Annotated in this window: 15 protein-coding genes; 4 read left to right on the forward strand and 11 right to left on the reverse strand. The window is 67.0% G+C overall.

The genetic code is table 11. From position 1 onward, the window contains the following. Positions 1-19 precede the first annotated feature (19 nt). The 7 genes from D0Y85_RS12005 to D0Y85_RS12030 form a co-directional block, all read right to left on the reverse strand. Positions 20-1,210, reverse strand: a complete 1,191-nt coding sequence (locus tag D0Y85_RS12005; RefSeq protein ID WP_117310624.1) for an HlyD family efflux transporter periplasmic adaptor subunit — start codon at positions 1,208-1,210, stop codon at positions 20-22. Continuing rightward, positions 1,203-3,365, reverse strand: a complete 2,163-nt coding sequence (locus tag D0Y85_RS12010; protein ID WP_117310625.1) for a type I secretion system permease/ATPase — start codon at positions 3,363-3,365, stop codon at positions 1,203-1,205. Before D0Y85_RS12010 ends, D0Y85_RS12005 begins: the two co-directional genes overlap by 8 nt. Next, positions 3,346-4,530: a TolC family protein gene (locus D0Y85_RS12015; RefSeq protein WP_205420704.1), complete on the reverse strand. Its 1,185-nt coding sequence runs from the start codon at positions 4,528-4,530 to the stop codon at positions 3,346-3,348. Before D0Y85_RS12015 ends, D0Y85_RS12010 begins: the two co-directional genes overlap by 20 nt. A gap of 86 nt (positions 4,531-4,616) precedes the next feature. Continuing rightward, entirely contained in the window at positions 4,617-9,371 is a 4,755-nt protein-coding gene (locus D0Y85_RS20760; RefSeq protein WP_240329228.1) for an Ig-like domain-containing protein, read from the reverse strand. After that, a complete protein-coding gene (locus tag D0Y85_RS20765) occupies positions 9,350-12,529 on the reverse strand; it encodes an Ig-like domain-containing protein (RefSeq protein WP_205420705.1) in 3,180 nt (1,059 codons plus the stop codon). The genes D0Y85_RS20760 and D0Y85_RS20765 overlap by 22 nt, the downstream gene beginning before the upstream one ends. A 554-nt stretch (positions 12,530-13,083) precedes the next feature. After that, the gene (locus D0Y85_RS12025) at positions 13,084-14,547 is read right to left on the reverse strand and encodes an amidohydrolase family protein (RefSeq protein WP_117310627.1); all 1,464 of its coding nucleotides are present in this window, start codon (positions 14,545-14,547) and stop codon (positions 13,084-13,086) included. Between the two features lie 49 nt (positions 14,548-14,596). After that, positions 14,597-15,298, reverse strand: coding sequence for an ankyrin repeat domain-containing protein (locus D0Y85_RS12030; RefSeq protein WP_117310628.1), 702 nt, complete (start codon positions 15,296-15,298; stop codon positions 14,597-14,599). 94 nt (positions 15,299-15,392) lie between these two features. Here D0Y85_RS12030 and D0Y85_RS12035 point away from each other — a divergent pair, with 94 nt between their 5' ends. Further along, positions 15,393-16,274, forward strand: coding sequence for a LysR substrate-binding domain-containing protein (locus D0Y85_RS12035; protein ID WP_032975274.1), 882 nt, complete (start codon positions 15,393-15,395; stop codon positions 16,272-16,274). Between the two features lie 513 nt (positions 16,275-16,787). Next, a complete protein-coding gene (locus D0Y85_RS12040; RefSeq protein WP_117310629.1) occupies positions 16,788-17,702 on the forward strand; it encodes an IS110 family transposase in 915 nt (304 codons plus the stop codon). 320 nt (positions 17,703-18,022) lie between these two features. Here the strand turns inward: D0Y85_RS12040 and D0Y85_RS12045 are convergent, their stop codons facing one another. Further along, on the reverse strand, positions 18,023-19,183 hold the full coding sequence (locus D0Y85_RS12045) for an amidohydrolase family protein (RefSeq protein WP_117310630.1): 1,161 nt from the start codon (positions 19,181-19,183) through the stop codon (positions 18,023-18,025). A 184-nt stretch (positions 19,184-19,367) separates the two neighbouring features. On the opposite strand from D0Y85_RS12045, the gene D0Y85_RS12050 reads away from it, so the two are divergent. Beyond that, complete coding sequence (locus D0Y85_RS12050) at positions 19,368-20,009, forward strand: hypothetical protein (RefSeq protein WP_059064427.1); 642 nt, start codon at positions 19,368-19,370, stop codon at positions 20,007-20,009. A gap of 27 nt (positions 20,010-20,036) precedes the next feature. On the opposite strand, the gene D0Y85_RS12055 is transcribed toward D0Y85_RS12050, so the two are convergent. Beyond that, positions 20,037-20,771, reverse strand: coding sequence for a hypothetical protein (locus tag D0Y85_RS12055; protein WP_240329230.1), 735 nt, complete (start codon positions 20,769-20,771; stop codon positions 20,037-20,039). A 9-nt stretch (positions 20,772-20,780) separates the two neighbouring features. Beyond that, positions 20,781-23,507, reverse strand: a complete 2,727-nt coding sequence (locus D0Y85_RS12060; protein ID WP_117310632.1) for a TonB-dependent receptor — start codon at positions 23,505-23,507, stop codon at positions 20,781-20,783. A gap of 302 nt (positions 23,508-23,809) precedes the next feature. Between D0Y85_RS12060 and D0Y85_RS12065 the strand changes: the two genes are divergently transcribed. Beyond that, a complete protein-coding gene (locus D0Y85_RS12065) occupies positions 23,810-24,331 on the forward strand; it encodes a GNAT family protein (protein ID WP_229289896.1) in 522 nt (173 codons plus the stop codon). Here D0Y85_RS12065 and D0Y85_RS12070 read toward each other — a convergent pair. Then, complete coding sequence (locus D0Y85_RS12070) at positions 24,328-25,107, reverse strand: CDP-diacylglycerol diphosphatase (RefSeq protein WP_117310634.1); 780 nt, start codon at positions 25,105-25,107, stop codon at positions 24,328-24,330. The genes D0Y85_RS12065 and D0Y85_RS12070 overlap by 4 nt on opposite strands. Positions 25,108-25,128 lie beyond the last annotated feature (21 nt).

Raw genomic sequence — 25,128 nt, forward strand, 5'->3', positions numbered from 1 at the left:
CGGCGCATGAAGCTGCCGCCTAGTTCAGCCTTGCCTTGATCAGCGGTCGCAGCAGGTAGTTCAGCACACTGCGCTTGCCGGTCAGGATATCCACGTCGGCCACCATGCCGGGGATGATCGGCAGGACCTCGCCATGCCGCCGCAACTGGCTGCCGTCGGTGCGGATGAGCACCTGGTAGAAGGACTCCTTGCCGCGTGGCGTGTCCTCCTCGATCGTATCGGCGCTGATCTGCTCGACAGTGCCACTGAGCTCGCCATAGATGGTGTAGTCGTAGGCGGTGATCTTGACCTTCGCCTGCATGCCCGGGACCAGGAAGGCCACATCGCGCGGCTTGATGCGCGCCTCCACCAACAGCCGCTCCTCCACCGGAATCACCTCCATGATGGGCTCTCCCGGCGGGATGACGCCTCCGCGGGTGTTGATCAGCACCGTATTAACCCGCCCACGCACCGGGGACAGGATCTCGGTGCGCCGCAACTGGTCCTGGCGCTGGTGCACGATGGGCTCCAGCGACGACAGCTCCGCTTTCAGCTTGGACCTTTCGGTATAAGCATCCTGGAAGTAGGTGTTGCGCAGCTCACTGAGCTTGCCGGTGAGCGTAGCAATCTCCTGCGCAAGCTTGAGTTCCTCCATCTGGCTGACCGCGTTGCGTGCAACCAGCGGACGGACGATGCGTAGCTGGTCGCGGGCAATGGCCAGCTGCTGGCCGATGGCGGCCGAGCTCTGTTGCAGCGTGGCGCGACGCGACTGGAACAGCTCCTGTTCGGATCTTGCAAGCGCGCTGTCGCCTGGGATGTCAGCCGGAAACGCGATGGTCCCCTTGCCCAGCACCTCGGCCTCAAGGCGGGCGATGGCCGCGCGCAGCACCTGCGACTGATTGGCCGACTCTTCGTAATTGGTGCGGAAGTGGGTTTCTTCCAGCCGCACCAGCGGTTGTCCCACCACCACCAGATCGCCTTCCTTCACCAGCAAGCGATCGAGGATGCCGCCCTCAAGGCTCTGGATCTTCTGCATGCGGCTGAACGGCACGATACGTCCTTCGCCACGGGTGACCTGGTCCAGCTGGGCCAGCGCCGCCCACAGCACGGCGATCGCCACGGTCGCCAGCAGCACCCACAGCAGTGGCCGATACACCGGATGGGTGGCCGCCAGCAGCGGGTCGGCAAGGTCACGGCGCAGCCGTTGCGCGTTCTTCCCGTGATCAGCCATGGTGTCCTCCCGCGACGGCGGCGATCGGCTGAACCTGGTTGCCCTGCACTACCTGGTCCAACGGCCCGTCCATGACGATCCTGCCATCACGCATCACCACTGCCCGTTCCACCAGCGCCAGCATGCTGCGCTTGTGCGTGGTCAGCACCAGCGTGCGCTGACCAAGCCAGCGCTGCAGGAACTGCACGACGTGCGTTTCGCTTTGCTGGTCGAACGCGGCGGTGGGTTCGTCGAGCAACACGATGGGAGGGTCCTGCAGGATCACCCGGGCCAGGCCGATCGCCTGGCGCTGGCCGCCGGAGAGGCTGCCGTTGCCCAGCACCATCTGGTCAAGGCCCAACGGGTTGCCGCGCACGAACGGCCCGATGCCAACCGCGTCCAGCGCCTCGAGCAGCTCTTCGTCGCGCCAGGCAGCCCCCTCCAGATTGAGGTTTTCGCGCAACGTGCCATGGAACAGCGCCACATCCTGCGGCAGGTAGCCGATGTTGCGTGCACGGTCGCCCGGATCGATCTGAGACAACGCCACGTCATCGAGCAGCATCCGCCCCTGCTGCGGCGTGACCAGGCCCGACAACAGACGCAACAGGCTGGACTTGCCGGCGCCGTTTCCGCCGAGCAACGCCACCCGCTGCCCCGGCGCGATGGAGAGCCCGTGAACGTCCACCACCCAGGCCCCCTCGCCGAACGCCAGTCGCACCTCGTGCAACTGGTAGGCCCCCTGCAACCTTGGCTTGTGCACGAAGCGGGCACCCTGTGGCCGTTCCTGTTCAGCGCCCATCAACTGGTCCAGCCCCTCCATGGCCACCTTGGTGTGCTGCCAGCGGCCGAGCACGGCCGCCACCTGCGACAGCGGCGCGATGGCGCGCGAAGCCAGGATCGAGCATGCCACCAGTGCACCCACCGTCATCGCACCGTCGTTGATGCGGTATACGCCGAAGGCAACCACGCCCACATAGCACAGCTGCTGCACCACCGCAGCGCCATGACTGATGCTGGCCGTGAGCGTGCTGGACTTCAGCGCCGTACCGGCCAACTGTGCGGTGAGGGATTCCCAGTGCTTCAGGCTGCGGCCTTCCGCCCGCGTGGCCTTGACCGTCTCCAGGTGCTCGAAGGCCTCCAGCAGCACGCTGTTCTTCATCGCGCCCTCGCGCAGGTTCTGCCGGGAAAGTTCGCCAAGCCGCCGCTGCGCCAGCAAACCCGGCAACACCATCAGCACGCAGGCCACGATCGGCACCCAGACCACGTGGCCGCCGATCAGGGCGATCAGCAGCAGGAACACGAACACGAACGGCAGATCGCTCAGCAAGGCCGCCGTGGACGAGGTGAAGAAGTCGCGCACGCCCTCGAACTCGCGCACCTGGGTGCTGAACGCACCCATCGAAGCGGGCTTGGCAGCCACACGGGTACCCAGAACGCGGGCAAACAACAGCGTGCCCAGTTGCAGGTCCATGCGTTTGCCCAGCACATGCAGCAACTGGCCGCGCAGTACCCGCAGCACGCCTTCGATCACCACGGCCACGGCAACGCCACTGGCCAGCACCCACAGCGTGTCGAATGCTGCCACGGGTACCACGCGGTCGTAGACCTGCATGGCGAAAATGGCCGTGGCGATGGCCAGCAGGTTGGCGACGAACGCGGCAGCACCCACTTCCGCATAGGAGCGCCACAACTGCCGCAACGGGCCATAGAACCAGTGCTGGTCATCACCGGCGGCAAAACCGCCGACCCGTCCGTCGGAGCGGAAGCGCGGCTTGGCGAACACGGCCGTACCGCTGTAGAGCGATTGCAGCGCGGGCATTGCCATTGCCTGCGCACCGCCGTCGGCCTGTGGTACCTCCACTCGCGCCTGGCCGCCTTCCAGCGCAGTCAGCAGCACGGTGTTGCCGTTGTTCAACAGCAGCAGTGCCGGCAGCAGGTAATCGTCAATGTCGGCCAGGTCGAACGCCTCGACGCGGGCATTCAGATCGGCGCGACGCAGCGCACGCGGCACCCGCGGCAGCGGCAGGCGCCCCTGTTCCAGGGCAATGCCATCGACCAGTTCTGCGGCCGCCAGCGGTCGTCCGAGCCGCGCGCACAGCAGCAACAGGCCATCCTGTAGCGGGTCGCGTGGCAGGTTGCTGCTGCCACCAGCCACCTCAATGCGCGGCGTCTGCATGGGTCCTCCCTCCTAGCAGTTCGCCCAGCTGCCCGACCTGGGCCGCCGCGCGGTAATCGATGCGGACGCGCTCCATGCGCAGTGTGGCCAGCTGGCGTTCGGCTTCCATCCGCTCACGCTGCACGCTGAGCAGATCGATGATGTCGCGACGCCCGACCTGGAATTGATCGTGGTAAAGGGTTCCAACACGGCTGGACTCGTCCACCTGCTGCTGCAGTGCCTGCTCACGCAGCCCCAGCGCATCTGCGTTGTCGAACAACGTGCGCATCTTGCGGCGAAGGTCGCGACGGGTGGCATCGGCCGACCAGCGCGCCGCTTCCAGGCGCTGCCGCGCCGCCGCCGGCCGCTGGAAATTGCTGAATCCTCTCACCACGTCCATCCGCAGCCGCAGCGAGACCACCGAGTCGTTCTCCATCTGGCCGCCGATCTCCCTGCGCAGCGCCGACGCCTCGACGTTCAACTGCGGCTTCAGCGCGGCGCGCGATTCTGCCAGTTCCGCCTCGGCCGCGGCGGCGTCCTCGCTGGACTCGCGCAGCAGTGGCGCCGCATCGATCGCCGCTTCCAGTTCCTGCTGCCAGGGGCGAGCGCCTGCCGGCAGCACCGGCACCTGCAGCTGCCCCGGGGGCTGACCCAGCAGCAACGCCAGCTGGTTGTCGGCATCGCGCAGTGCGCCCTCTTCCAGCGCGAGCTGGTCCTGGCCACGCGCGAATTCCAGCTGGGCCCTGTCCAGCTCGGTGCGGTCAGCATAGCCGCTGCCGCTGCGATCCCGGGCCATGCCACGCACGCCCTCGATGCGCTGCAGGAAACCGCGCACCGCCGCTACCCGTTCACGTGCGACCAGGACGTCCAGATACGTTTCTATGATGTCCAGCGCCGCGTCGTCGCGGGCAACCTCCAGCGCCGCCAGATGGCGCCGCTCGGTGGCCGAAGCTGCAGCAACCTGGCTGCGGGTGCGTCCCCAATCGAACAGCATCTGCGACAGCGTCACGTCATACACCATTTCCGACATGTGCCCGGCCTGCGGGCCGCCCGACACCTGCAGGGCGGGAAAATAGCCGCCACGCGCGATCTTGACATCGGTCCCGGCACGCTCGGCCTCGCTCAGCGCTGCGCGAACCCTGGGATGGATCGCCAGCCCCACCTGTACTGCCTGCTCCACGCTCATTGCACAGGTTCCTGCGGGAACCCCCGCCAGCAGGAGGAGCGCGAACGCTCCTCCCACCCACCGCCTCCCACACCGGCGTTGCTGCATCAGGCCACCACCTGCACCGTGTTGTCTTCAACCAGCAGCGTCGTGCTGCCAAAGGTGTACACGTCGTAGGTAATGCCGTTGATGAGCTGTGTGGTACCGGTGTCCACTGCGCCGGCCACGTTCAGGGTGTCATTGCTCTCGCCGGTGATCTGCAGGGTGTTGTTGCCGTCGGTAATGGCGTCCACCTCTGCAGCCGTCAGGGTCAGCACGCTGCCCGGATCGCCCGTGCCCAGATCGATGCGCTCGATGTTGCTGAGCGTGCCGACGCCGACCGCGTTGTAGTCCAGGTCGATGCCGTTGGCCAGCAGCAGCGTATCGAACCCGTCGCCGCCGTCGATGCTGACGAAGTTGGTCGCGGTGATCTGGACCGTGTCATTGCCCGTGCCCGCCACTACCTGGTCACCGGTACCCACGTTGAAGACCAGGTCACTGCCGGCGCCGCCATTGATCTGCTCCGAACTGCCGTCCGCACCGGACAGCACATCGTCGCCGGAGGTGCCATTGACGTCGATTTCGCCGATGTTCAACGACAGCCCGTTCGGGCTCAGGGTGATGCCATAGGCGGCACTGTCGTTGCCATTGGTATCGGTGGACACCAGATTGAACGAAATCTGCGAGCCGAGGTTGAGGATGTCGGTGATGTTCAACCCAAGCTGGGTCAGCACGGTCGGGCTGAGCAGGTTCAACGAGAAGTTCCCGCTCGCGTCGGCCTGGATCGGCAGCAGCTCCACATTCAACGCTGGCGTGATCACGCGGATCACCACGCTGGAGTTGGGTTCGGTGGTTCCGCTGAAGCCGAACCGCGGGTTGAGCGGGTTGAGGCTGACATCAACACCGAAGTTGCCGATCGTGACCGGCTGCTCGATGCTGGTACCCACGCCGATGCTGGCGACATTGCTCGGGTTGCCGGCCGGATCGCGGCCAACCACGCCGACCTGGGCATTGAGCAGCTGGTCCCAACCGAAGTCGATGTCCAGGTCGGTGAGCAGATTGAGCGACGCCAATCCGCTGTTGTCGGCGGTGACCGTGGCGGTTGCGGTCACCCCGCCCACGTTCACGGTGACGGTCAGCTCGGTACCGGGCTCTGCGGAGATGGTCAGCAGGTTGCCCACCAGCGACAGCACCGGCGTGGCCGGCGGCACGGTGTCGATGGTGAACGCCACCGGCGTGGCGTCGGCACCGCCATTGATATCGGCGGTGATCGTCGATGCCCCTTGCGGGAACGGCCCTTGCCCGCCGGGCGGGGTCAGGGTCAGGGTCACCGTCCCGGCCGCGATATCACCGGCGGTCAGGGTGTGACTGACCTCGGCCTCGTAGCCGTTCTGGCCAGCGAACCTGACCGTCACGACCTGCCCGGCCTGCATCGTCGGGCGCACCGTGACATCCACCTGGATACCGTCGCCGATTTCAGCGGCGTTGATCCAGGTGTCGACGGACTCGGGCACGCTGATGACCGGCGGTGCGAGGTCCGGGGCATTGAGGGTTGCCGGACCACTGATGTTGCCGGCAGCATCCACCGCGACACCGACGATCAATTCGCCGGTGACCAGCGCTGGCGTGAACGGCAGGGTGAAGTTGCCGCTGCCGTCGACGTTCACCGTAACCGCGTTGGCAGTGTCGCCATTCACAACGATGCGTACCTGGCTGTTGGGTTCGGCGGTGCCGGTCAGCAGTGCGCCATCGGCACTGATGCTCAACAGCGGTGCCGTTGGCGCCACCGTGTCGACCGTGGTGCTGACCGGGCCGCTGGTATTACCGGCCGGATCCTGGGCCACTGCGTTGATCACCGTGCCATCGGCCAGCGGCGTGCCTGGCGTGAAGCTCCAGTTGCCACTGCCATCGGCAGTTGCCTGGCCGATCGGGTTGCCGCTGCCATCGGTGAGCAGCACCGTCGCACCGGCTTCAGCGGTACCACTGATGACCACGCCATTGCTGGGATTGATGGTCGGTGCCGCAGGTGCGAGCGCGTCAACGGTGACGCTGGCCGGGCCGCTGGTGTTGCCGGCCGGGTCTTGGGCCACCGCGTTGATCACCGTGCCATCGGCCAACGGCGTACCCGGCGTGAAGCTCCAGTTGCCCGTGCCATCGGCGACGGCCTGGCCGATCGGGTTGCCGCCGCCGTCGGTGAGGATCACGGTGGCACCCGCTTCAGCGGTACCGCTGATCACTGTGCCGTTGCTCGGGTCGATCACCGGCGTAGCGGGTGCCAGCGCGTCGACCGTGGTGCTGACCGGGCCGCTGGTATTACCAGCCGGATCCTGGGCCACCGCGTTGATCACCGTGCCATCGGCCAGCGGCGTGCCTGGGCTGAAGCTCCAGTTGCCGCTGCCGTCGGCCGTCACCTGGCCGATCGGGTTGCCGCCGCCGTCGGTCAGGATCACGGTGGCACCCGCTTCGGCGGTACCGCTGATCACCGCGCCGTTGCTCGGGTCGATCACCGGCGCGGCCGGCGCAACCGAATCCACCGTGGTGCTGACCGGGCCGCTGGTATTACCGGCCGGATCCTGGGCCACTGCGTTGATCACCGTGCCATCGGCCAGCGGTGCGCCTGGCGTGAAGCTCCAGTTGCCACTGCCATCGGCAGTTGCCTGGCCGATCGGGTTGCCGCTGCCATCGGTGAGCAGCACCGTCGCACCGGCTTCAGCGGTACCACTGATGACCACGCCATTGCTGGGATTGATGGTCGGTGCCGCAGGTGCGAGCGCGTCAACGGTGACGCTGGCCGGGCCGCTGGTGTTGCCGGCCGGGTCTTGGGCCACCGCGTTGATCACCGTGCCATCGGCCAACGGCGTACCCGGCGTGAAGCTCCAGTTGCCCGTGCCATCGGCGACGGCCTGGCCGATCGGGTTGCCGCCGCCGTCGGTCAGGATCACGGTGGCACCCGCTTCAGCGGTACCGCTGATCACTGTGCCGTTGCTCGGGTCGATCACCGGCGTAGCGGGTGCCAGCGCGTCGACCGTGGTGCTGACCGGGCCGCTGGTATTACCAGCCGGATCCTGGGCCACCGCGTTGATCACCGTGCCATCGGCCAGCGGTACTCCCGGGGTGAACGACCAGTTGCCGCTGCCGTCGGCCGTCACCTGGCCGATCGGGTTGCCGCCGCCGTCGGTCAGGATCACGGTGGCACCCGCTTCGGCGGTACCGCTGATCACCGCGCCGTTGCTCGGGTCGATCACCGGCGCGGCCGGCGCAACCGAATCCACCGTAGTGCTGACCGGGCCGCTGGTATTACCGGCCGGATCCTGGGCCACTGCGTTGATCACCGTGCCATCGGCCAGCGGTGCGCCTGGCGTGAAGCTCCAGTTGCCACTGCCATCGGCAGTTGCCTGGCCGATCGGGTTGCCGCTGCCATCGGTGAGCAGCACCGTCGCACCGGCTTCAGCGGTACCACTGATGACCACGCCATTGCTGGGATTGATGGTCGGTGCCGCAGGTGCGAGCGCGTCAACGGTGACGCTGGCCGGGCCGCTGGTGTTGCCGGCCGGGTCCTGGGCCACCGCGTTGATCACCGTGCCATCGGCCAACGGCGTACCCGGCGTGAAGCTCCAGTTGCCCGTGCCATCGGCGACGGCCTGGCCGATCGGGTTGCCGCCGCCGTCGGTGAGGATCACTGTGGCACCCGCTTCAGCGGTGCCGCTGATCTCCGCGCCGTTGCTCGGGTCGATCACCGGCGCGGCCGGAGCCAGACCATCGACCGTGATCACCGCCGGCGCACTGTCAGTGCCGCCGGGGCTGCGCGCCACCACGTTGACCACCGTGCCGTCCGGCAGCGGTACTCCCGGGGTGAACGACCAGTTGCCGCTGCCATCGGCGGTAACCTGCCCGATCGGATTGCCACCGCCATCAGTGATGATGATCGTATTGCCGGCGTCGGCCGTGCCACTGATGACCGCGCCATTGCTCGGATCGACCTGCGGGATCGACGGCAACGAAGCATCGACCGTAGTGCTGCCGGGAGGGCTGGTGTTGCCGGCTGCGTCGGTCGCGGTGGCGTTGACCACCGTGCCGTCGGCCAGCTGCGTGCCCGGCGTGAAACTCCAGTTGCCACTGCCGTCAGCGATGACCTGGCCGATCGGGTTGCCGCTGCCGTCGGTCAAGGTGACGCTGCTGTTCGCCTCCGCAGTGCCGGTGAGCACATTGCCGTTGGTCGGGTTGACCACCGGCGCGGCGGGCGGAAGGGAATCCACTGTAGCGCTGCCCGGCCCGCTGGTATTGCCGGCCGCATCGGTCGCGGTGGCGTTGACCACCGTGCCGTCGGCCAGCGGCGTGCCCGGCGTGAAACTCCAGTTGCCACTGCCATCGGCGGTGACCTGGCCAATCGGGTTGCCGCCGCCGTCTGTCAGGGTCACGGTTGCGCCGGCTTCGGCCGTACCGCTGATGGTCACGCCGTTGCTCGGATCAACCACCGGCGCGGCGGGTGCCAGCGCGTCCACCGTGGTGGCAGCCTGAGGGCCGGTATTGCCGGTGGGGTCGGTGGCCGTGGCGACGACCACGGTGCCATTGGCCAGCGGCGTGCCCGGCGCGAAGCTCCAGTTGCCGCTGCCGTCGGCCGTCACCTGGCCGATCGGATTGCCGCTGCCGTCGGTCAGGGTCACGGTACTGCCCGCTTCGGCAGTGCCGCTGATCGTAGTGCCATTGCTCGCGTTGAGCACCGGTGCCGCCGGCGCGCTGGCGTCGACCGTCACGGTTGCTGGCGGGCTGGTGTTGCCGGCCGCATCCTCGGCCACCACGTTCACCACGGTGCCATCGGCCAAGGGTGTGGAGGGGTGAACGACCAGTTGCCGCTGCCATCAGCGGTCACCTGCCCGATCGGGTTGCCGCTGCCGTCGGTCAGGGTCACGGTGCTGCCCGGTTCGGCGGTACCGCTCAGGCTGCTGCCGTTGCTCAGGTTGACGGTCGGCAAGGTCGGCGCCACCGCATCCACGGTAGCGCTGCCCGGCCCGCTGGTATTGCCAGCCGCATCGGTCGCGGTGGCGTTGACCACCGTGCCGTCGGCCAGCGGCGTGCCCGGCGTGAAACTCCAGTTGCCACTGCCATCGGCGGTGACCTGGCCAATCGGGTTGCCGCCGCCGTCTGTCAGGGTCACGGTTGCGCCGGCTTCGGCCGTACCGCTGATGGTCACGCCGTTGCTCGGATCAACCACCGGCGCGGCGGGTGCCAGCGCGTCCACCGTGGTGGCAGCCTGAGGGCCGGTATTGCCGGTGGGGTCGGTGGCCGTGGCGACGACCACGGTGCCATTGGCCAGCGGCGTGCCCGGCGCGAAGCTCCAGTTGCCGCTGCCGTCGGCCGTCACCTGGCCGATCGGATTGCCGCTGCCGTCGGTCAGGGTCACGGTACTGCCCGCTTCGGCAGTGCCGCTGATCGTAGTGCCATTGCTCGCGTTGAGCACCGGTGCCGCCGGCGCGCTGGCGTCGACCGTCACGGTTGCTGGCGGGCTGGTGTTGCCGGCCGCATCCTCGGCCACCACGTTCACCACGGTGCCATCGGCCAAGGGTGTGGAGGGGGTGAACGACCAGTTGCCGCTGCCATCAGCGGTCACCTGCCCGATCGGGTTGCCGCTGCCGTCGGTCAGGGTCACGGTGCTGCCCGGTTCGGCGGTACCGCTCAGGCTGCTGCCGTTGCTCAGGTTGACGGTCGGCAAGGTCGGCGCCACCGCATCCACGGTAGCGCTGCCCGGCCCGCTGGTATTGCCAGCCGCATCGGTCGCGGTGGCGTTGACCACCGTGCCGTCGGCCAGCGGCGTGCCCGGCGTGAAACTCCAGTTGCCACTGCCATCGGCGGTGACCTGGCCAATCGGGTTGCCGCCGCCGTCTGTCAGGGTCACGGTTGCGCCGGCTTCGGCCGTACCGCTGATGGTCACGCCGTTGCTCGGATCAACCACCGGCGCGGCGGGTGCCAGCGCGTCCACCGTGGTGGCAGCCTGAGGGCCGGTATTGCCGGTGGGGTCGGTGGCCGTGGCGACGACCACGGTGCCATTGGCCAGCGGCGTGCCCGGCGCGAAGCTCCAGTTGCCGCTGCCGTCGGCCGTCACCTGGCCGATCGGATTGCCGCTGCCGTCGGTCAGGGTCACGGTACTGCCCGCTTCGGCAGTGCCGCTGATCGTAGTGCCATTGCTCGCGTTGAGCACCGGTGCCGCCGGCGCGCTGGCGTCGACCGTCACGGTTGCTGGCGGGCTGGTGTTGCCGGCCGCATCCTCGGCCACCACGTTCACCACCGTGCCATCGGCCAACGGTGTGGAGGGGGTGAACGACCAGTTGCCGCTGCCATCAGCGGTCACCTGCCCGATCGGGTTGCCGCTGCCGTCGGTCAGGGTCACGGTGCTGCCCGGTTCGGCGGTACCGCTCAGACTGCTGCCGTTGCTCAGGTTGACGGTCGGCAAGGTCGGCGCCACCGCATCCACGGTAGCGCTGCCCGGCCCGCTGGTATTGCCGGCCGCATCGGTCGCGGTGGCGTTGACCACCGTGCCGTCGGCCAGCGGCGTGCCCGGCGTGAAGCTCCAGTTGCCATCGGCGTCGGCGATCGCCTCACCAATGGGATTGCCACTGCCGTCGGTCAGGGTCACGGTGCTGCCTGCCTCGGCAGTGCCACTGAGCTCGCTGCCATTGCTCGGGTCGACCACCGGCGCAGCGGGCGCCACGGCGTCCACGGTGATCGAGGCCACCGGACTGCTGTTGCCTGCGCTGTCCTGTGCAACCGCGTTCACAACCGTGCCATCGGCCAGCGGCGTGGACGGCGTGAAGCTCCAGTCGCCATTGGCATCGGCCACGGCCTGACCGATCGGATTTCCATCGCCGTCGGTCAGCACGATGGTCAGCCCGGCGCCGGCCGTACCGGAAATGACGCTGCCGTTGCTGGCGTCCAGCAGCGGGGCGTCCGGGTAGTCCGGCGCCTGCACCGAAACCGGCGGACTGCTGTTGCCGGCCGGGTCGGTAACCACCACGCTGACGGTTTCACCATTGGTCAGCGGTGGGTCCAGCGGAAGCGCGAACTGACCATCGCTGCCCACCACACCGGTGATGTCCGGTTGGCCATCGCCGTTGGTATCCACACCCACAGTCGCGCCGGGCTCGCCATTGCCACTGACGCTGCTGCCGTCGTCGGACACCACCACGTTGGTGGCAGCCGCAGGCGGCGTGGTATCCGGTGCGGTCACCTGCCCGGGTCCGCTCACGTTGCCAGCCGCATCGGCCAGGGTCACGGTGATCTGCTCGCCGTTGGTCAGCGGCGGCGATAGCGTGATGCTGAAGCGGCCATCGGCACCTACGGTGCCGGTCGTATCCGGTCGTCCGTCGCCGTTGCTGTCCACACGCACGGTGGTGCCCGCCTCACCGCGCCCGGTCAAGGTGCGGCCATCCGCACTGACTGCCAGTGCGGTCGGTGCCGAAGGTGCAGTGGTGTCCGGCGGCGGTGGCGCGGGCGGAGGAGGTGATGTTTCGCCGCCACCGCCGCCATCGCCGCCGCTGCTGGCCAGAGCGACCGCCGCACCCACCGCCGCAAGCCCGCCCAGGATCATCGCGCCACTGACACCGCCGCCCGTCGTGGCAGCGCCAGCAGCGGTCATCGAATCGAATCCGGCAAGGGTGTCCTGCGGCAGGTAGCTCGCGGCCAGCGGGCCGTCACTGGCTGCTGCTGGAAGGTCAACGGCGACGAGCTTTTCCTTGTCGACCAGGAACAGTTGGCTCGGGGCCTGGCCATCGACATAGAAATTTGCGATGCGCACGTTGTCGCCGTTCTTGAGCTGGACCACCAGATCCTGGCCATCCTTCACGTAGCCGGCCACCTGGTCCGGGTCGATGTCCAGTGCGACGTCACTGCTCTGTTGCAACACCACCACGTTGTTGGCAACAGTGGTGGCCGGGGTGGTGGCGGTGATGGTTTCACTGACCGGAACAACCTTGACGCGGATAGCCATGGGACGGTCCTCTGATCGATGGGGCCCCGCCATGCGCAGAACAACGACACGCACAGCGATGGCGCTGACACGGCAGTTCGATGAATGTCTGGACGAAGCCGCCCGCAGCCTGCGCAGAGCGCGACTGGTCGAACGGAACTTCAGGAAAGGCTGGGGTCCGGAGGCAGCAACGTGCGCGCCCGGCGAGGCCCCCAAGGTGGATTACGGTCTGGGCGCGTGGTCGAAATGCATGTACGACAATCCTCTTGTCTGGAATCACCGAAGCGCGTGTGTAAACGCGGTCAGGGCTGTCGGACGTCGACCATCATTTCCCCCGCCCGATGAAGTCGATTTACATGGGTGACAGGTGAACGCCGCATGGAAATTCCGTGTAAAGCGCGTGTATCCAGAGCACTTCACATCAGTTGTGTGAATTGCGTCACGCCTTGACTGAGCCCGCCAACGCAAGGTTGCTGCGCGGCCCGGTCGAAATTGCGCAGTGCACAAAAGAGGCGGGCATGCGCGCGTGCCTACACGCCGCATCCCGCCCCCACTGGAGTGCTGCCGGAAACCGGTTATGGCGCGGACGTGGCCGCTGATTCGGCGTTCCATGCAGCGACCCTGGCCTTGGTGTCGGCCAGCATCCTGTCCAGCGCTGCGCGATCGTACACATCACCGTGCAGGATCACGCTGTCGATCTTTTCGGTGGCAGCGATGTCCTGCAAAGGATTGGCCGTCAGCAGCACCAGATCGGCCGCCTTGCCCTTGGTGACGCCACCATAGCGCTGCATCTGGCCGAACCAGGCCGGGCCGGAGCGGGTGGCGGCCGACAGCGCCTGCGCTGCGCTCAGGCCCTCCTTCACGAACAGCTGCAGCTCCTGGTGCAGGCCGATGCCCGGGTAGTTGAACGAATTGAGGAAGCCGGCATCGGTACCGGCAATGATCGTCACTCCCGCTTCCTGCAGCAGCGGCAGCACCGCAGCCACCTGGTGGTACTGCGCATGGCGCGCCTCGATCTGGGCCGGGGTGGCCTTGGCCGCGCGCTCGATGCGCCAGGTATAGGTCGCGCGCAGGCCCGGGCCGATATAGGCCAGATACGGATCATCGGCGTGGTCGTTCTGGTCGAGGAAGTCGAGGATGCGGCCACCGTTGAGGGTCGGCGTCACGAATACGCCACGCTTGGCGAAATCACGGTAGGCATGCAGCGCGGTTTCGCGATCGAAGCTGGCGTCGAGCCGGCGGTTGGCTTCGGCTCGATCGATGCGCCCGGCGCCGAAATCGGCCGCGATCTGCGCCTCGTCCTTGCTGCCAGCCTTGAAGGCATAGTCCAGATGCTCGATCGAGGCCAGGCCCGCATCCACGGCCTGCTCCACCGTCAACGCCATCGGAATGTGGCCCGAGGCCTTGAGACCCGCCTTGCGCGCCGCGCTGGCCGAGTACAGGAACAGCTCCGGCGTCAGCGTGCTGTCGGTGATCTTCACGAAGTCGACCTTGTCGTGCTGCAGGCGCTCGATCGCCTTGTCCGCATCGGCCTTGCTGCCCACTTCGATGGTGCCCTTCCAGACCGGCTTGATGCCTTCGATTTTCGCACCGGAGGTCAGCAGGCGCGGACCGAACAGCGTGCCGTTGGCGATGTCGCCGCGCCACTGCAGTACCTGCTGCGGAAGATCACCTGAGCAATCGCGGATCGTGGTGATGCCATGAGCGATGTACAGCGGCAGCAGCGCCTTGTTCTCTTCCACCAGCGCCGGACCACCACCGAAGTGCACGTGCATGTCCCACAGGCCTGGAATCAGGTACTTGCCCTTGGCGTCGATCTGCCGGCTGGCGCTCCACTGGCTGCGTAGCTGCGCATCGGGACCGACCGCGACGATGTCCTCGCCACGGATGACCACGCTCTGCCCGGGCACGCTGCGTGCGTGCTCGACATCGACCACCGTGGCGTTGCGGATCAGCAGATCGGCGCGTTCGGCCGCAGAGGCCGACAGCGGTGCAACGGCAAGAAGGACGGCAAGGGACAACGGATGGGAACGGAACATGGACGGCATCCTGGTGGGCACGGCAGCTTGCGGGTGGAAGGGGCGGGTGTCAGCGCGTCGCGCCATGCTGGCGCAGCAGGGTTTCGATGTTGGTGTAGCCGCGTTGCTTGGCATGCGCCAGCGGCGTTACGCCGTCGCCATCGGCAAGCTCGGGGTTGGCGCCGGCGTCCAGCAGCAGCTGTACGATCTGCACGTGGCGCGGGCCGCCATCGCCAAGCAGGATCGCCTCCAGCAGTGCAGTCCAGTGCAGGCGGTTGACATGATCCACGGCCACGCCGGCGCGCAGCAGCGTACGCACGGTGGCGACGTGGCCGCGTTCGGCGGCAGGAATCAGCGCGGTACCGCCATAGCGGTTGGTGCTGCGCAGGTCTGCACCGTGGGCGAGCGTCAGCGCCAGGATCTCATCCAGGCCGCGCGCGCCGGCATACAGGTACGCGCTGTCCTGCAACGCGTCCTTGGCATTGACGTCGGCACCGGCCTCGATCAGTTCGCGCGCCACATCCACGTTGTTGCCGTGGGTGGCCAGCAGCAGGGCCGTGCGGCCCTGGCCGTCACGCGCCTCCAGATCGGCACCCGCATCCAGTGCCTCGCGCACGGCGCGGGCATCACCGCGGCTGGCGGCATCGCGCAGCTGCGCATCGGCGTCGCTTCGGGAAGTCGCCGTACACGCCGGGATGACCATGGCCAGCAGGCACAGCAGCAGCATGCGGGCCAATGACGAACGGCGCTGCCGGGAGCGAGGGTGGTGCATCGTGACTCTCCTCATGCGCAATGGCGCCGGCCATTGCCGGCCCCTACCCTGCATGGTAGAAGTCGGCACGGGTATCCAGAAGTGAAATGTTCAAATGCAAGACAGTGCCAAATCGAATAGGACAGTGTTCGAACTGGACCTGCTGCGGGCCCTGGTGATGGTCGCCGACTGTGGCAGCTTCACCACCGCGGCCACCCGCCTGCATTCAACCCAGTCCACGGTCAGCCAGAAGATCCGCCGCCTGGAGGAACTGGCCGGCCACCGCCTGCTTGAACGCGGCCACCGCGACGTGCATCCCACCGACGCCGGGCACACCCTGCTGGGCTATGCCCGGCGCATGCTGGATCTGAACGAGGAACTGGCCCAGGCCTTGGCCGGCGCCACCGTGGAGACCGCGGTGCGCATCGGTGTGCCGGAGGACTTCGTGAACCCGCAGACCACGCGCATGCTGGCCGCCTTCAGTCGCCGCCACCCGCAGGTCAAGCTGGAAATCAGCAGCGGCCTCAGCCGTGATCTGGCCCATGGCTTCGACCATGGCGAGCTGGACCTGGTGCTGGTCAAGCAGCGTCGCAACACCCGCCAGGCCGTGCACTGCCGGCGCGAACCGATGCATTGGATCGACAGCCTGCGCAGCAGCAGCCTGCAGCAGGACCCGCTGCCACTGGTCACCTTCCCGCCGCGCGGGCTGTACCGCGACGAGATGATCCAGGCCGTCGAGGCCTTGGGCCTGCGCTGGCGCATCGCGTTCACCAGTTCCTCGCTGAGCGGCATCCAGGGCGCGGTGGCCGACGGCATCGGCATCAGCCTGCTGCCACGGCGCGCGGTCAACCGCGAACACCGCATCATCGATGGGCAGCGCGACCTGCCCCTTGTCGACAACTACGAGATCGGCCTGCTGCATCGCGCCGATGCCGATGATGCGGTGCGTGCGCTGGCCAGCGAGTTGTGGCGCCAGGTGCAGCGCGAGCCGGAATAGTCGGCAGGGCTGCGCCCTGCACCGCATTGGTAGTGCCGGCCGCTGGCCGGCAACCTCAACGGCAGCAGCAACAGCAACAGCAGAAGCTGGCATTCCGTGGGACGGCGCTCTGTGATGCTGTTGGTAGGTGTCGACCTTGGTCGACAGGTGGATCCACGCCACGCGTGGATGCTTTTCGAGATATTCGATTTCCAATGGAGATTCATCCACGCATGGCGTGGATCTACTGGTTTCCGGGAAAACTGTCGAAGGCGGGGCGGTGTCGGATTGCGGGGCATCCGCGCCATGGATGGCGCGGCTGAGCCTTATCTGATTGGAATCTGGCAACGTAGGTGTCGAGAGCCGGCGTGGGCCGCCGTGTAAGCCTGGATCTCGACGATCGCCATGTAGCTTGGCGCCCACGCCGGAATCTCCCTTGATCCGCCCGAACAGTTGCTGGAGCTGACACTCGCAGTGATAAGACTGGGCAAGCGGGGGAGCTCTCGACCCTTCCAGACTATACGGAGTCCGGTGATGAACGGGATCGGGATTGATGTCAGCAAGCGCCGGCTCGACGTTGGCACGACAGACGGAAAGACCCTGCAGGTCAGCAATAGCCGCTCCGGCTTTGCTGAATTGGACCTCTGGCTGAGGAAACGCCCAGCCGTCCAGATCGTGCTGGAGGCCACTGGTGGCTACGAACAGCCTGTGCTGGACTTCCTGCACAACGCTGGTCATCCGGTGGTCCGCGCCAACGCGCTGCGGGCCCGAAGGCTGGCCCAGGGGATGGGGCAGATGGCCAAGACCGACCGCCTGGATGCCTATGCATTGGCGCAGATGGCGGCCTTGGTGAAACTGCCGTCCTATCAGCCATTGGAACCTTGGCAGCGGAAGATGCGGGAATTTGTGCGGGCACGTCGACAGGCGATGCACGCGCTGACCGTAGCGCGGCAGCAGCAGCAAATGGTGACTGATCGTGCATTGCGCCGACTGCTGCAGGCCAATATCACCCACCTGCAGACGATGGTTGAATGCTTGGGAAAACAGATTGCCGAGCAGGTTGCCCAGCAACCTCAACTGGCTGTCCTGAAGTCGATGAAAGGTGTTGGCCCGGGCCTGCAGGCCGTGTTGGCCAGCTATCTTCCCGAGCTGGGCAAGATCAGTGGCAAGGCCGTGGCCAGCCTGGTCGGTGTGGCACCCATGTCCCACGACAGCGGGACCATGCGTGGCAAACGAAGCATCCATGGCGGCAGGGCTGAGATCCGTCAGGTGCTCTACATGGCCAGCATGTCGGCCATGCGGCATGAACCTCGCCTGCGGGACTTTTACCAGTCGCTGCGAGCGCGGGGCAAGGAAGGCAAAGTGGCCATCGTGGCGGTGATGCGGAAGATGCTGGTGATTCTCAACGCCCGTATGCGTGACGCTCAAGGCGGACCGATCCCCGCCTGAGCGCACCAGAGGGCGTTGCTCCTGAGGCTGCCGGCCAGCGGCCGGCACTACCGTGCCCGTCTGCAGGAGGGGCCCAGGCTCCTCCTGCAACACAGTTGCTACAGGGGTGAGGGCGCTTTGCTTGCGAAGCACTGCTTCGCAAGCGCCCGAACGCACAGCCGCCAGCGGCTGGGCCGGGCCCCGGAGGGGTACTTGCGGCGTCCCCGCAATCCGACACCGCACCGCCCTACCTCAGAATGCCCCTGTTGCTTCGGCTGTTGCTGTTGAAGTAGCCGGCCAGCGGCCGGCACTACCAGGTGCTACCGGGCACGGCCCGGCCGCTACAGCCAACGGCCGTCGACCACCACGCGTCGCTCGGCCGGCACTGCGGCCACCGCCGCCGGGCCATGGTCGGCACGCACCGCCACGAAGGTAGCCGGACGACCTTCTGCAATGCCGTACTGCGGCAACCCGATCACCTCCGCCGCATGGGTGGTGACCATGTCCAGCGCCAGCATCAGGTCCCCATCGGTGTAGAAGCCCGACCGATAGCCCAGCAGCATCGCCCGCTGCAGCAGGTCGCCATTGCCATAGGGCCACCAGCAGTCGCGGATGTTGTCGTTGCCGGCAAACACGCGCACACCAGCGTCGTGCAGAGCACGCAGCGGCGGGAACGGATGGTCGCCCGGCGCATTGCTCATGATCGCTACGCCTGCGGCAGCCAAGGCCTCACCCACCTGCAGCGCCCGCGCCAACGGCACCTCGCCCAGCGCATAGGCGTGACTGACCGCCACCCTGCCCTGCAGGCCCGCCGCGCGTGTGCGCGCGGCGATCCGCAGCAGCTGCGCCAGCCCGGTCTCGCCCGGCTCGTGCAGATGGATGTCCAGACGCACGCCATAGCGCTCGGCCAGCCCGAACAACAGCGCAAGCTGGCCTTCGGCATCCCCGTCCAGCGTGCTCGGGTCGATGCCTCCAAGCACCTCCACCCCGGCAGCGATCGCCTGTTCCAGAATGGCCGCCGTACCCGGGCACGACATCACGCCGGCCTGTGGGAATGCCACCCACTGGATGCGCATGATGTCAGCACAACGCAGCGCCGCTTCACGCACCGCCTCCAGGTGACGCAGGCCGGTGCTGCCATCGATGTCGACGTGGCACCGCATCGCCACCGTACCGAATCCGCTGCACTGGCGGATCAGGGCCTCGGCACGATCGGCCATGGGTGCGGCGGTGGCAATCGCGGCCTTTTCCACCGCCAGACGCTCGCGCAGGCTGTTCACCGGCTGATGCGGATGCCAGCGGTCGCCGACGAAACTCTTGTCCAGGTGGATATGGCCGTCGACCAGTCCAGGCAGCACGGTAAAGCCGGTCAGATCGACGCTTTCGGCTCCCTGTACGGCTGCATCGTCGCCATTGATGCCGACAAACCGCCCATCACGGATGTGGAAATGCAGCGGGGCACCGTCGCGATCGACGCCACCATGGACGAACTGCAGGGTCATCAGGTTCTCCCGGAAAGCCAACACTGGCGCCATCCTGCCCGCCGCCGCGTCCATCGGCCAACGAAATATCTGCATGCCATGCATTCACCGGCACGATGAATCCCGTCCGCGCCCATGCACCGCAGGGACGCCGGATACACGCCTGAACGGGTAACATGGGCGCCTGTTTCCGCTGTGATGCCGCATGGGCCCGTCCGACCGCCACGATCGTCTTCGCCGCTGGCAGGCCGCGTCCCTGCTGGCCGCTGCCCCGATCGCCAGCCTGTCCGCCACCGATGCCAGCGCCAGCGCGCCCCTGCAGGCGCCGCCGGGCCAGCAGCGGATTGCCTCCGCCGCGCTGGTGGAGGTACTGCACCAGCGCGTGCTGGCCGGCCAGAGCGCCACCGCCACCCTGGAAAGCTGGTGCGCCGAGCACGGCCTGGCCGAGCAGGCCCGGGTCCGTGCCGTGCGTGTGCACGGCCAGGACAAGACCGCGCCGGCCGACGTGCTGCAGGCCCTGGGCGCCACTGCCTCCACGCCCCTGCGTTACCGGCGCGTGCAGCTGGCCTGCGGCAGCCGCGTGCTGTCCGAGGCCGACAACTGGTACCTGCCCGACCATCTCAGCCCGGCCATGAACCAGGTCCTGGACACGACCGACGAGCCGTTCGGCCGCGTGGTCGGTCCGCTCGGCTTCCAGCGCCAGACCGTGACCGACCAGACGTTCTGGCCGCCGCGCGGCGAGGGCGACCATGGTGTAATCCTGGAAGTGCGCGCGCTGCTGCGCGACCGCCAGCAGCAGCCTTTCAGCTATGTCATCGAGTCGTACTTGGTGCAGGCGCTGCCGTAACGTTTCATCCGCCCGGCATGTCCCGACCTACTGGGTGGTGATGCCGTTGGCAGCCGGATCTGTGGAGAATACGAAGCGTCCCGAATGCAGGTTCCGGCCCAGGGTGTACTCGGCCGTTGCGAATGCATAGACGGGAGGCGTGTTGCCCTTCCCGAAGGAGCGCGCCCAGCTGCTGAAACCGTCTTCGGTCCGGCTGCGGATCTCGCCCAGGCACAAGCTGTAGCCGCATGCGAACGAGACCACGTCCGTATTCCCGTCCAGCGCCGCAGTCACCGCTGACCTGTATAGCCCGGTCAGATCCTGTGCTTCCGGTTGGCGTGCGGCATCCTGCTCGAATTGGCTGACCGCCTGTGCGAATGACCTGTTGGAACCGACCACCGCATGGAATCTTTCAACGGACATCGCCCCCTCACTCAACAGGCTGCGCTCGCCGGTGAGGAACGTTCCTTCCGCTGGCTTGGCCGCCGCAGCAATGACTGCAGACCTGGGCGGAGCGGAAGCGGTGTGCAGGGATGTTGCAGCGGCGCGTATCGGTGTTGCTGCCTCGCCCCGGTCGGCAGGTGCCATCGTGGCGTCCTGGGCAGTGGCTTCCGGTGCTTCTTCCTTGCTGCTGCAGCCCGCAACTGCGAGCGCCACAACCATCAGATGACGAACGTCCATGCGTTGTTTCCTCCCTGCTGATTGGGGGAGCATGCCATTGCTTGGCACCGGAAGCGAAGTGCCACACAAAGACAGGCCCGGCAATGCCGGGCCTTTGCGCATTCCACCGGATCAACGGAACCGGTAATCCAGCTGCACCCAGAACTGACGGCCATACGGGTCGTAGTTGCCGACCGGATAGAACGGCCAACCGCCACCGTTCTTGTCTGCCGGCGGGCGGCTGTCGCGCAGGTTGTTGACGATCACGCCCACCGACAGGTTTTCGCCGAACTGGCGAAACACGCTGGCGTTGTAGGTCATGTACGGTGCGATGCGGCCACTGCCATCGGTCTTGGGCAGGGAGCCGAAACGGTTGCCATACAGCGTCGTGGTCCAGTCGCCCTGGTTCCAGGTGATGCTGCCATTGGCCTTGCTGCGCCACTGGTAGTCATCCAGCGAATTGCGGATGTCGCGCACTTCGTCATCGGCGAACTGCTTGTACTCATGCTCCAGCACCAGGGTGTAGGCCAGGCGCGTGGTGAAGCGGCCATAGCGGCCCGCATCGAAGCGCCAGTTGCCCTTCAGGTCGATGCCGCGCACCGACTCCGATGCCGCATTGATCGGGTTGATCAGTACGCGGGTTACCTGGTCCGGCTGCACGCTGGCAGTGGAGGGGTTGCGGATCACCCGCGACAGCGCGTCCTGGCACAGCGACGAGCTGATGTCGCGCGCTTCGCCGCCGAGGGTGCGGCCCAGCCGGCAATCGGCCTCATCACGCAGGATGCGGCTGGTGTCGAGGCTGGTCACTTCATTGTCGATGTGGATGTCGTAGTAGTCGGCGCTGAAATCCAGCCCGGACAGTGGCGACCAGACCACGCCGAAGCCATACGACTTGGCCGACTCCGGCTGCAGCTGCGGGTTGGCGCGGTTGCTGTAGTCGATCGACAGGCCGTTGTAGTCGCAGTTGTCATACGACTGGCCGGCGGTACGGCAGCGCCAGTAGTCGGTCATGCCGGGGTTGTAGCCTCGGGTCTCGGTGGCGAACACATAGTTCATGTCCGGCGCACGGAAGCTGGTGGCCGCGGTGCCGCGGATCAGCAGACTTTCGATCGGACGGAATTCGACACCGAAGCTCCAGGTCGCCTTGCCGATATGCTCGCCGCCGGCGCGGTACTGGTCGTAGCGACCTGCCAGGGTGGTGGTCAGCGACTGCAGCAACGGCAGCTGCAGTTCAACACCGGCCGCGTAGCGGTCACGTTCGCCACCGGCACCGATGCCGGCGCTGGTGTTCCAGAATTCGCCGGTGCCCAAGCGCGGGTCCGGGCGGTTGCGGTAGCCCTGGCTGCCCGCCTCGACCACTGCGGCCAATGCGGCATCGCCACCTGGCAACGCGAACAGGCGGCCATTGACCGTCGCGCTGAAGGTCTGCAGCCACGCGGCATTGCGGCTCTCCTGGTAGTCGGACAGGCGGCCGTACTCATCGGGCGTCAACGGCTGGAACAGGCGCGCAGGGTCTGGTGCATAGACCTCCACACCGTTGCGCACGCCCAGCTGCGGGCCCAGCAGGTACTCGTTGATGCCGGCCAGCAGCACCGGGCGGCGCGTGCGGTTCTCGTAGCGCGAGCGGCTGTAGACGGCCTCGTAGTCCCAGCCGCTGTCGCCGATCTGGCCCCGCGCACCGACGTTGAACGACCACGAGCTCTCCAGGAAGCGGTTGGCATTGCGCGGCAGGCCGCCGATTTCCTCCGGCGCGAAGCGGCGGTACCAGCTCTCCAGGTTGCCCGTGTTCTGGTTGTAGAAGTAGTTGCGTGACGAGGTCCAGGTGGGCGCACGGGTATTGTTGTTGATCCGTGCGCTGCCCAGCGCGACATCCGCAAACAGGTCGGTGGTGTCGTTGACGTGGAAGGTCAGCAGGCCGTAACCGTTGAGGTTGCGCTTCTCGGTCTGCACGGTCCAGTAACTGGCAGCGGCTTCGTTGCTGCCGCAGTACCAGCCCTGGCGCGGGTTGTTGGCGCGCAGCACGCTGCCACCGTAGATGGACGAAGCCGCATCGCAGCCGGCGGTGCCCGGATCGATGTTGCGACCGGTGGCTGCATTGCGACGATAGGCGACGGCCGTCGGCTGCGGCGCCTTGCCGGTGGGGTCATCGTCCAGCGAATCCATGAAATCGCGCTGGCGCGCGTGGATCGCCTTGCGCACGTCCAGTTCGAAGCCGAACAGGCCTTCCCAGCGTTCGCCCGAGCTGCCTCCCACAACCTGCACGCGCTGGTTGTCACCACCGCCCTGCTGGGTGCCGCCGGCACGCACGTTGACGTCCACGCCGTCGAAGCGGTCCTTGAGGATGATGTTGACCACACCGGCGATGGCGTCGGAGCCATACACCGCAGATGCCCCTGCGGCCAGCACCTCGATGCGCTCGATCAGCGCACTGGGGATGTTGGCCAGGTTGACCACGTTCACCGAGCCTTCGTAGGCCAGCGGATAGTCGGCCTGGCGGCGGCCGTTGACCAGCACCAGCGTACGGTTCGGGCCCAGGCCACGCAGGTTGATGGTGTTCGCCGCCGGGGTGAAGGTATTGCCGAAGTCCTCGCCCTGCACGTTGCCGGTGTTCTCGGTGAGCGCGCTCAACGCATCGAATGCATTGCGGTAGCCCTGCGCATCGATCTGCTCGCGGCTGATCACCGTAACCGGCGACGGTCCCTCGACGCTGGCACGCGGGATGCGCGAGCCGGTGACCTTCACTTCCTGCAATGAGGTGGGTGCGCTTTCCTGCGCGAAGGCCGGCGACGAGGCCAGCATCAGGGACGACAAGGCAAGCACCAGCGGACGCGGGCGCAGCGCCAGGTAAAAGGCGGACATGGGGTTCCTGGGGGAGTTGAACGGGTGGTCCGGGGCGAGGGCGACGGTGCGCGCATAACGATCCCGTAACGAAAGTGTCCTGAACGGATGGTTGCAACGGAAATGACCAGGCTTGATGGCGTTATGCCTGAACCGAATCAGACCGCAGACAGCGGCCGCATCACCTTTGCAACTTCTTTTATTGTTCCACTTCGCCGGCGTGGGTCATCGTCCTCCCCATGCACCTGTACTCCCCGACTCCCCTGCCTCCGCTGCGGCCCGTGCTGCGCCGCCATCTCCTGCTTCTCCAGCACGGCCCCGTCGTGCTCCGCCCTCTGCAGCGGTCGGACCTCGCGCTCTGGCGGCGCCACTATCAGCGGATCGAGCGCGCCTGCAACCTGCCTGCGCATTTCGATGCCGAAGCCAGCTTCCTCTGCGCGGTGCAGCGATCGCAGCTGCAGCACGACAACGATCGTCTGCTGCTGGGCAGCTTCGATGCCGCCGGTGAACTGCTGGACCAGGTGAGCCTGCACCTGCGCTGTTCGCATGCCCGCAGCGTTGAACTGCACTGGCTGCATGCAGCGGGCTGCCCCGAGCAGCGGCTGCTGCGCCCTGCGTTGCAGGCGCTGGGCACGTTCCTCTTCGAACAGGTGGGGATCCGTCGCCTGTACGTTCTGCTGCCGTGCGATGCAGGCAGCGGACTTGTCGCTACGCTGCAGTCGGTCGGCTTCGAGCACGAAGGTCTGCTGCGCGATCACCATCTGGATGTCGAGGGCTGGCAGGATCGCCAGCTCTACGCACTGACAGCCCCTGTCTGGCGGCAGCGGCAGCCAGCGCAGAACTAGCGCACGCGCTCCAGCGAAGCGTCCGCGCCGGTCAACACGCTGCAGGCATGGTCCTGCAGCTCCTCGGCGCTGGCATCGTTGTCGCTGCCGGGATCCAGCTGCGTGGCCAGCAGGATGAATCCCGGCGCGCCCTGCACGTCCGCCCGGCCTGCCACCAACAGGCTCCATTGGCCGACCGCCGCCACGCCACTGAGGTCGTAGGCAAGCAGATTGAGCGGATTGGCGGTCAGTTCTGCACCCGGCAGCACGCGCGCCTGGTAACGATGCCCCCGCAACAGTACCGGCAGCGGCGCCCACCTCTGGCCAAGCCCTGCAGTGTTCGCATCCAGCGCCTCCAGCACGTCCGCGCGCAGGCAGTCGACATGGATATGCAGCTGGTGCTGGGAGCGGCCGTGGGGTGAATTGAGCGCCAGGCTGGCGACCTCGCGCGGTAGCGTCTGGCCCAAGGCCTGCTCGGTAAGGCGGCGCGCCTTCCACGCCGCGGCGAAGTAGTTCGGTGCGCCGCGCCGGTACAGACCGGGGTTCTCGATGCCGCTCACCTTGTCGATCGGCATCAGCAGGAACTGGTAGTGGCCGTGCGCGTCCTTGACCAGTACATTGCGCCGGTCCGCCGCCGTCTCCACCTGCAGGCAGGCGCCGCGCGGAGCATCGGGGCCACGGCAGTCACGTTCGATCAACCGCCACAGCGCATCGGAGCGCGCAGGCGGCGCACTGGCGCAGCCGGCCAGAACAGACAGGGACAGTGAAAGACAGAACAACGGCAACAGGCGGGGCACGGTACTCACTTCGATGGCACG

The organism is Stenotrophomonas sp. G4 (genome assembly GCF_003428825.1).
GTDB classification, from domain to species: domain Bacteria; phylum Pseudomonadota; class Gammaproteobacteria; order Xanthomonadales; family Xanthomonadaceae; genus Stenotrophomonas; species Stenotrophomonas indicatrix.

What these genes read in the sequence shown, in the direction of transcription:
- D0Y85_RS12050 (WP_059064427.1), top strand. Translation starts at nt 19,368, where the DNA reads ATGGGCCCGTCCGACCGCCACGATCGTCTTCGCCGCTGGCAGGCCGCG.
- D0Y85_RS12040 (WP_117310629.1), top strand. Translation starts at nt 16,788, where the DNA reads ATGAACGGGATCGGGATTGATGTCAGCAAGCGCCGGCTCGACGTTGGC.
- D0Y85_RS12035 (WP_032975274.1), top strand. Translation starts at nt 15,393, where the DNA reads ATGCAAGACAGTGCCAAATCGAATAGGACAGTGTTCGAACTGGACCTG.
- D0Y85_RS12025 (WP_117310627.1), bottom strand. Translation starts at nt 14,547, where the DNA reads ATGTTCCGTTCCCATCCGTTGTCCCTTGCCGTCCTTCTTGCCGTTGCA.
- D0Y85_RS12060 (WP_117310632.1), bottom strand. Translation starts at nt 23,507, where the DNA reads ATGTCCGCCTTTTACCTGGCGCTGCGCCCGCGTCCGCTGGTGCTTGCC.
- D0Y85_RS12010 (WP_117310625.1), bottom strand. Translation starts at nt 3,365, where the DNA reads ATGCAGACGCCGCGCATTGAGGTGGCTGGTGGCAGCAGCAACCTGCCA.
- D0Y85_RS12055 (WP_240329230.1), bottom strand. Translation starts at nt 20,771, where the DNA reads ATGCGCAAAGGCCCGGCATTGCCGGGCCTGTCTTTGTGTGGCACTTCG.
- D0Y85_RS12005 (WP_117310624.1), bottom strand. Translation starts at nt 1,210, where the DNA reads ATGGCTGATCACGGGAAGAACGCGCAACGGCTGCGCCGTGACCTTGCC.
- D0Y85_RS20765 (WP_205420705.1), bottom strand. Translation starts at nt 12,529, where the DNA reads ATGGCTATCCGCGTCAAGGTTGTTCCGGTCAGTGAAACCATCACCGCC.
- D0Y85_RS12015 (WP_205420704.1), bottom strand. Translation starts at nt 4,530, where the DNA reads ATGAGCGTGGAGCAGGCAGTACAGGTGGGGCTGGCGATCCATCCCAGG.
- D0Y85_RS12045 (WP_117310630.1), bottom strand. Translation starts at nt 19,183, where the DNA reads ATGACCCTGCAGTTCGTCCATGGTGGCGTCGATCGCGACGGTGCCCCG.
- D0Y85_RS12030 (WP_117310628.1), bottom strand. Translation starts at nt 15,298, where the DNA reads ATGCACCACCCTCGCTCCCGGCAGCGCCGTTCGTCATTGGCCCGCATG.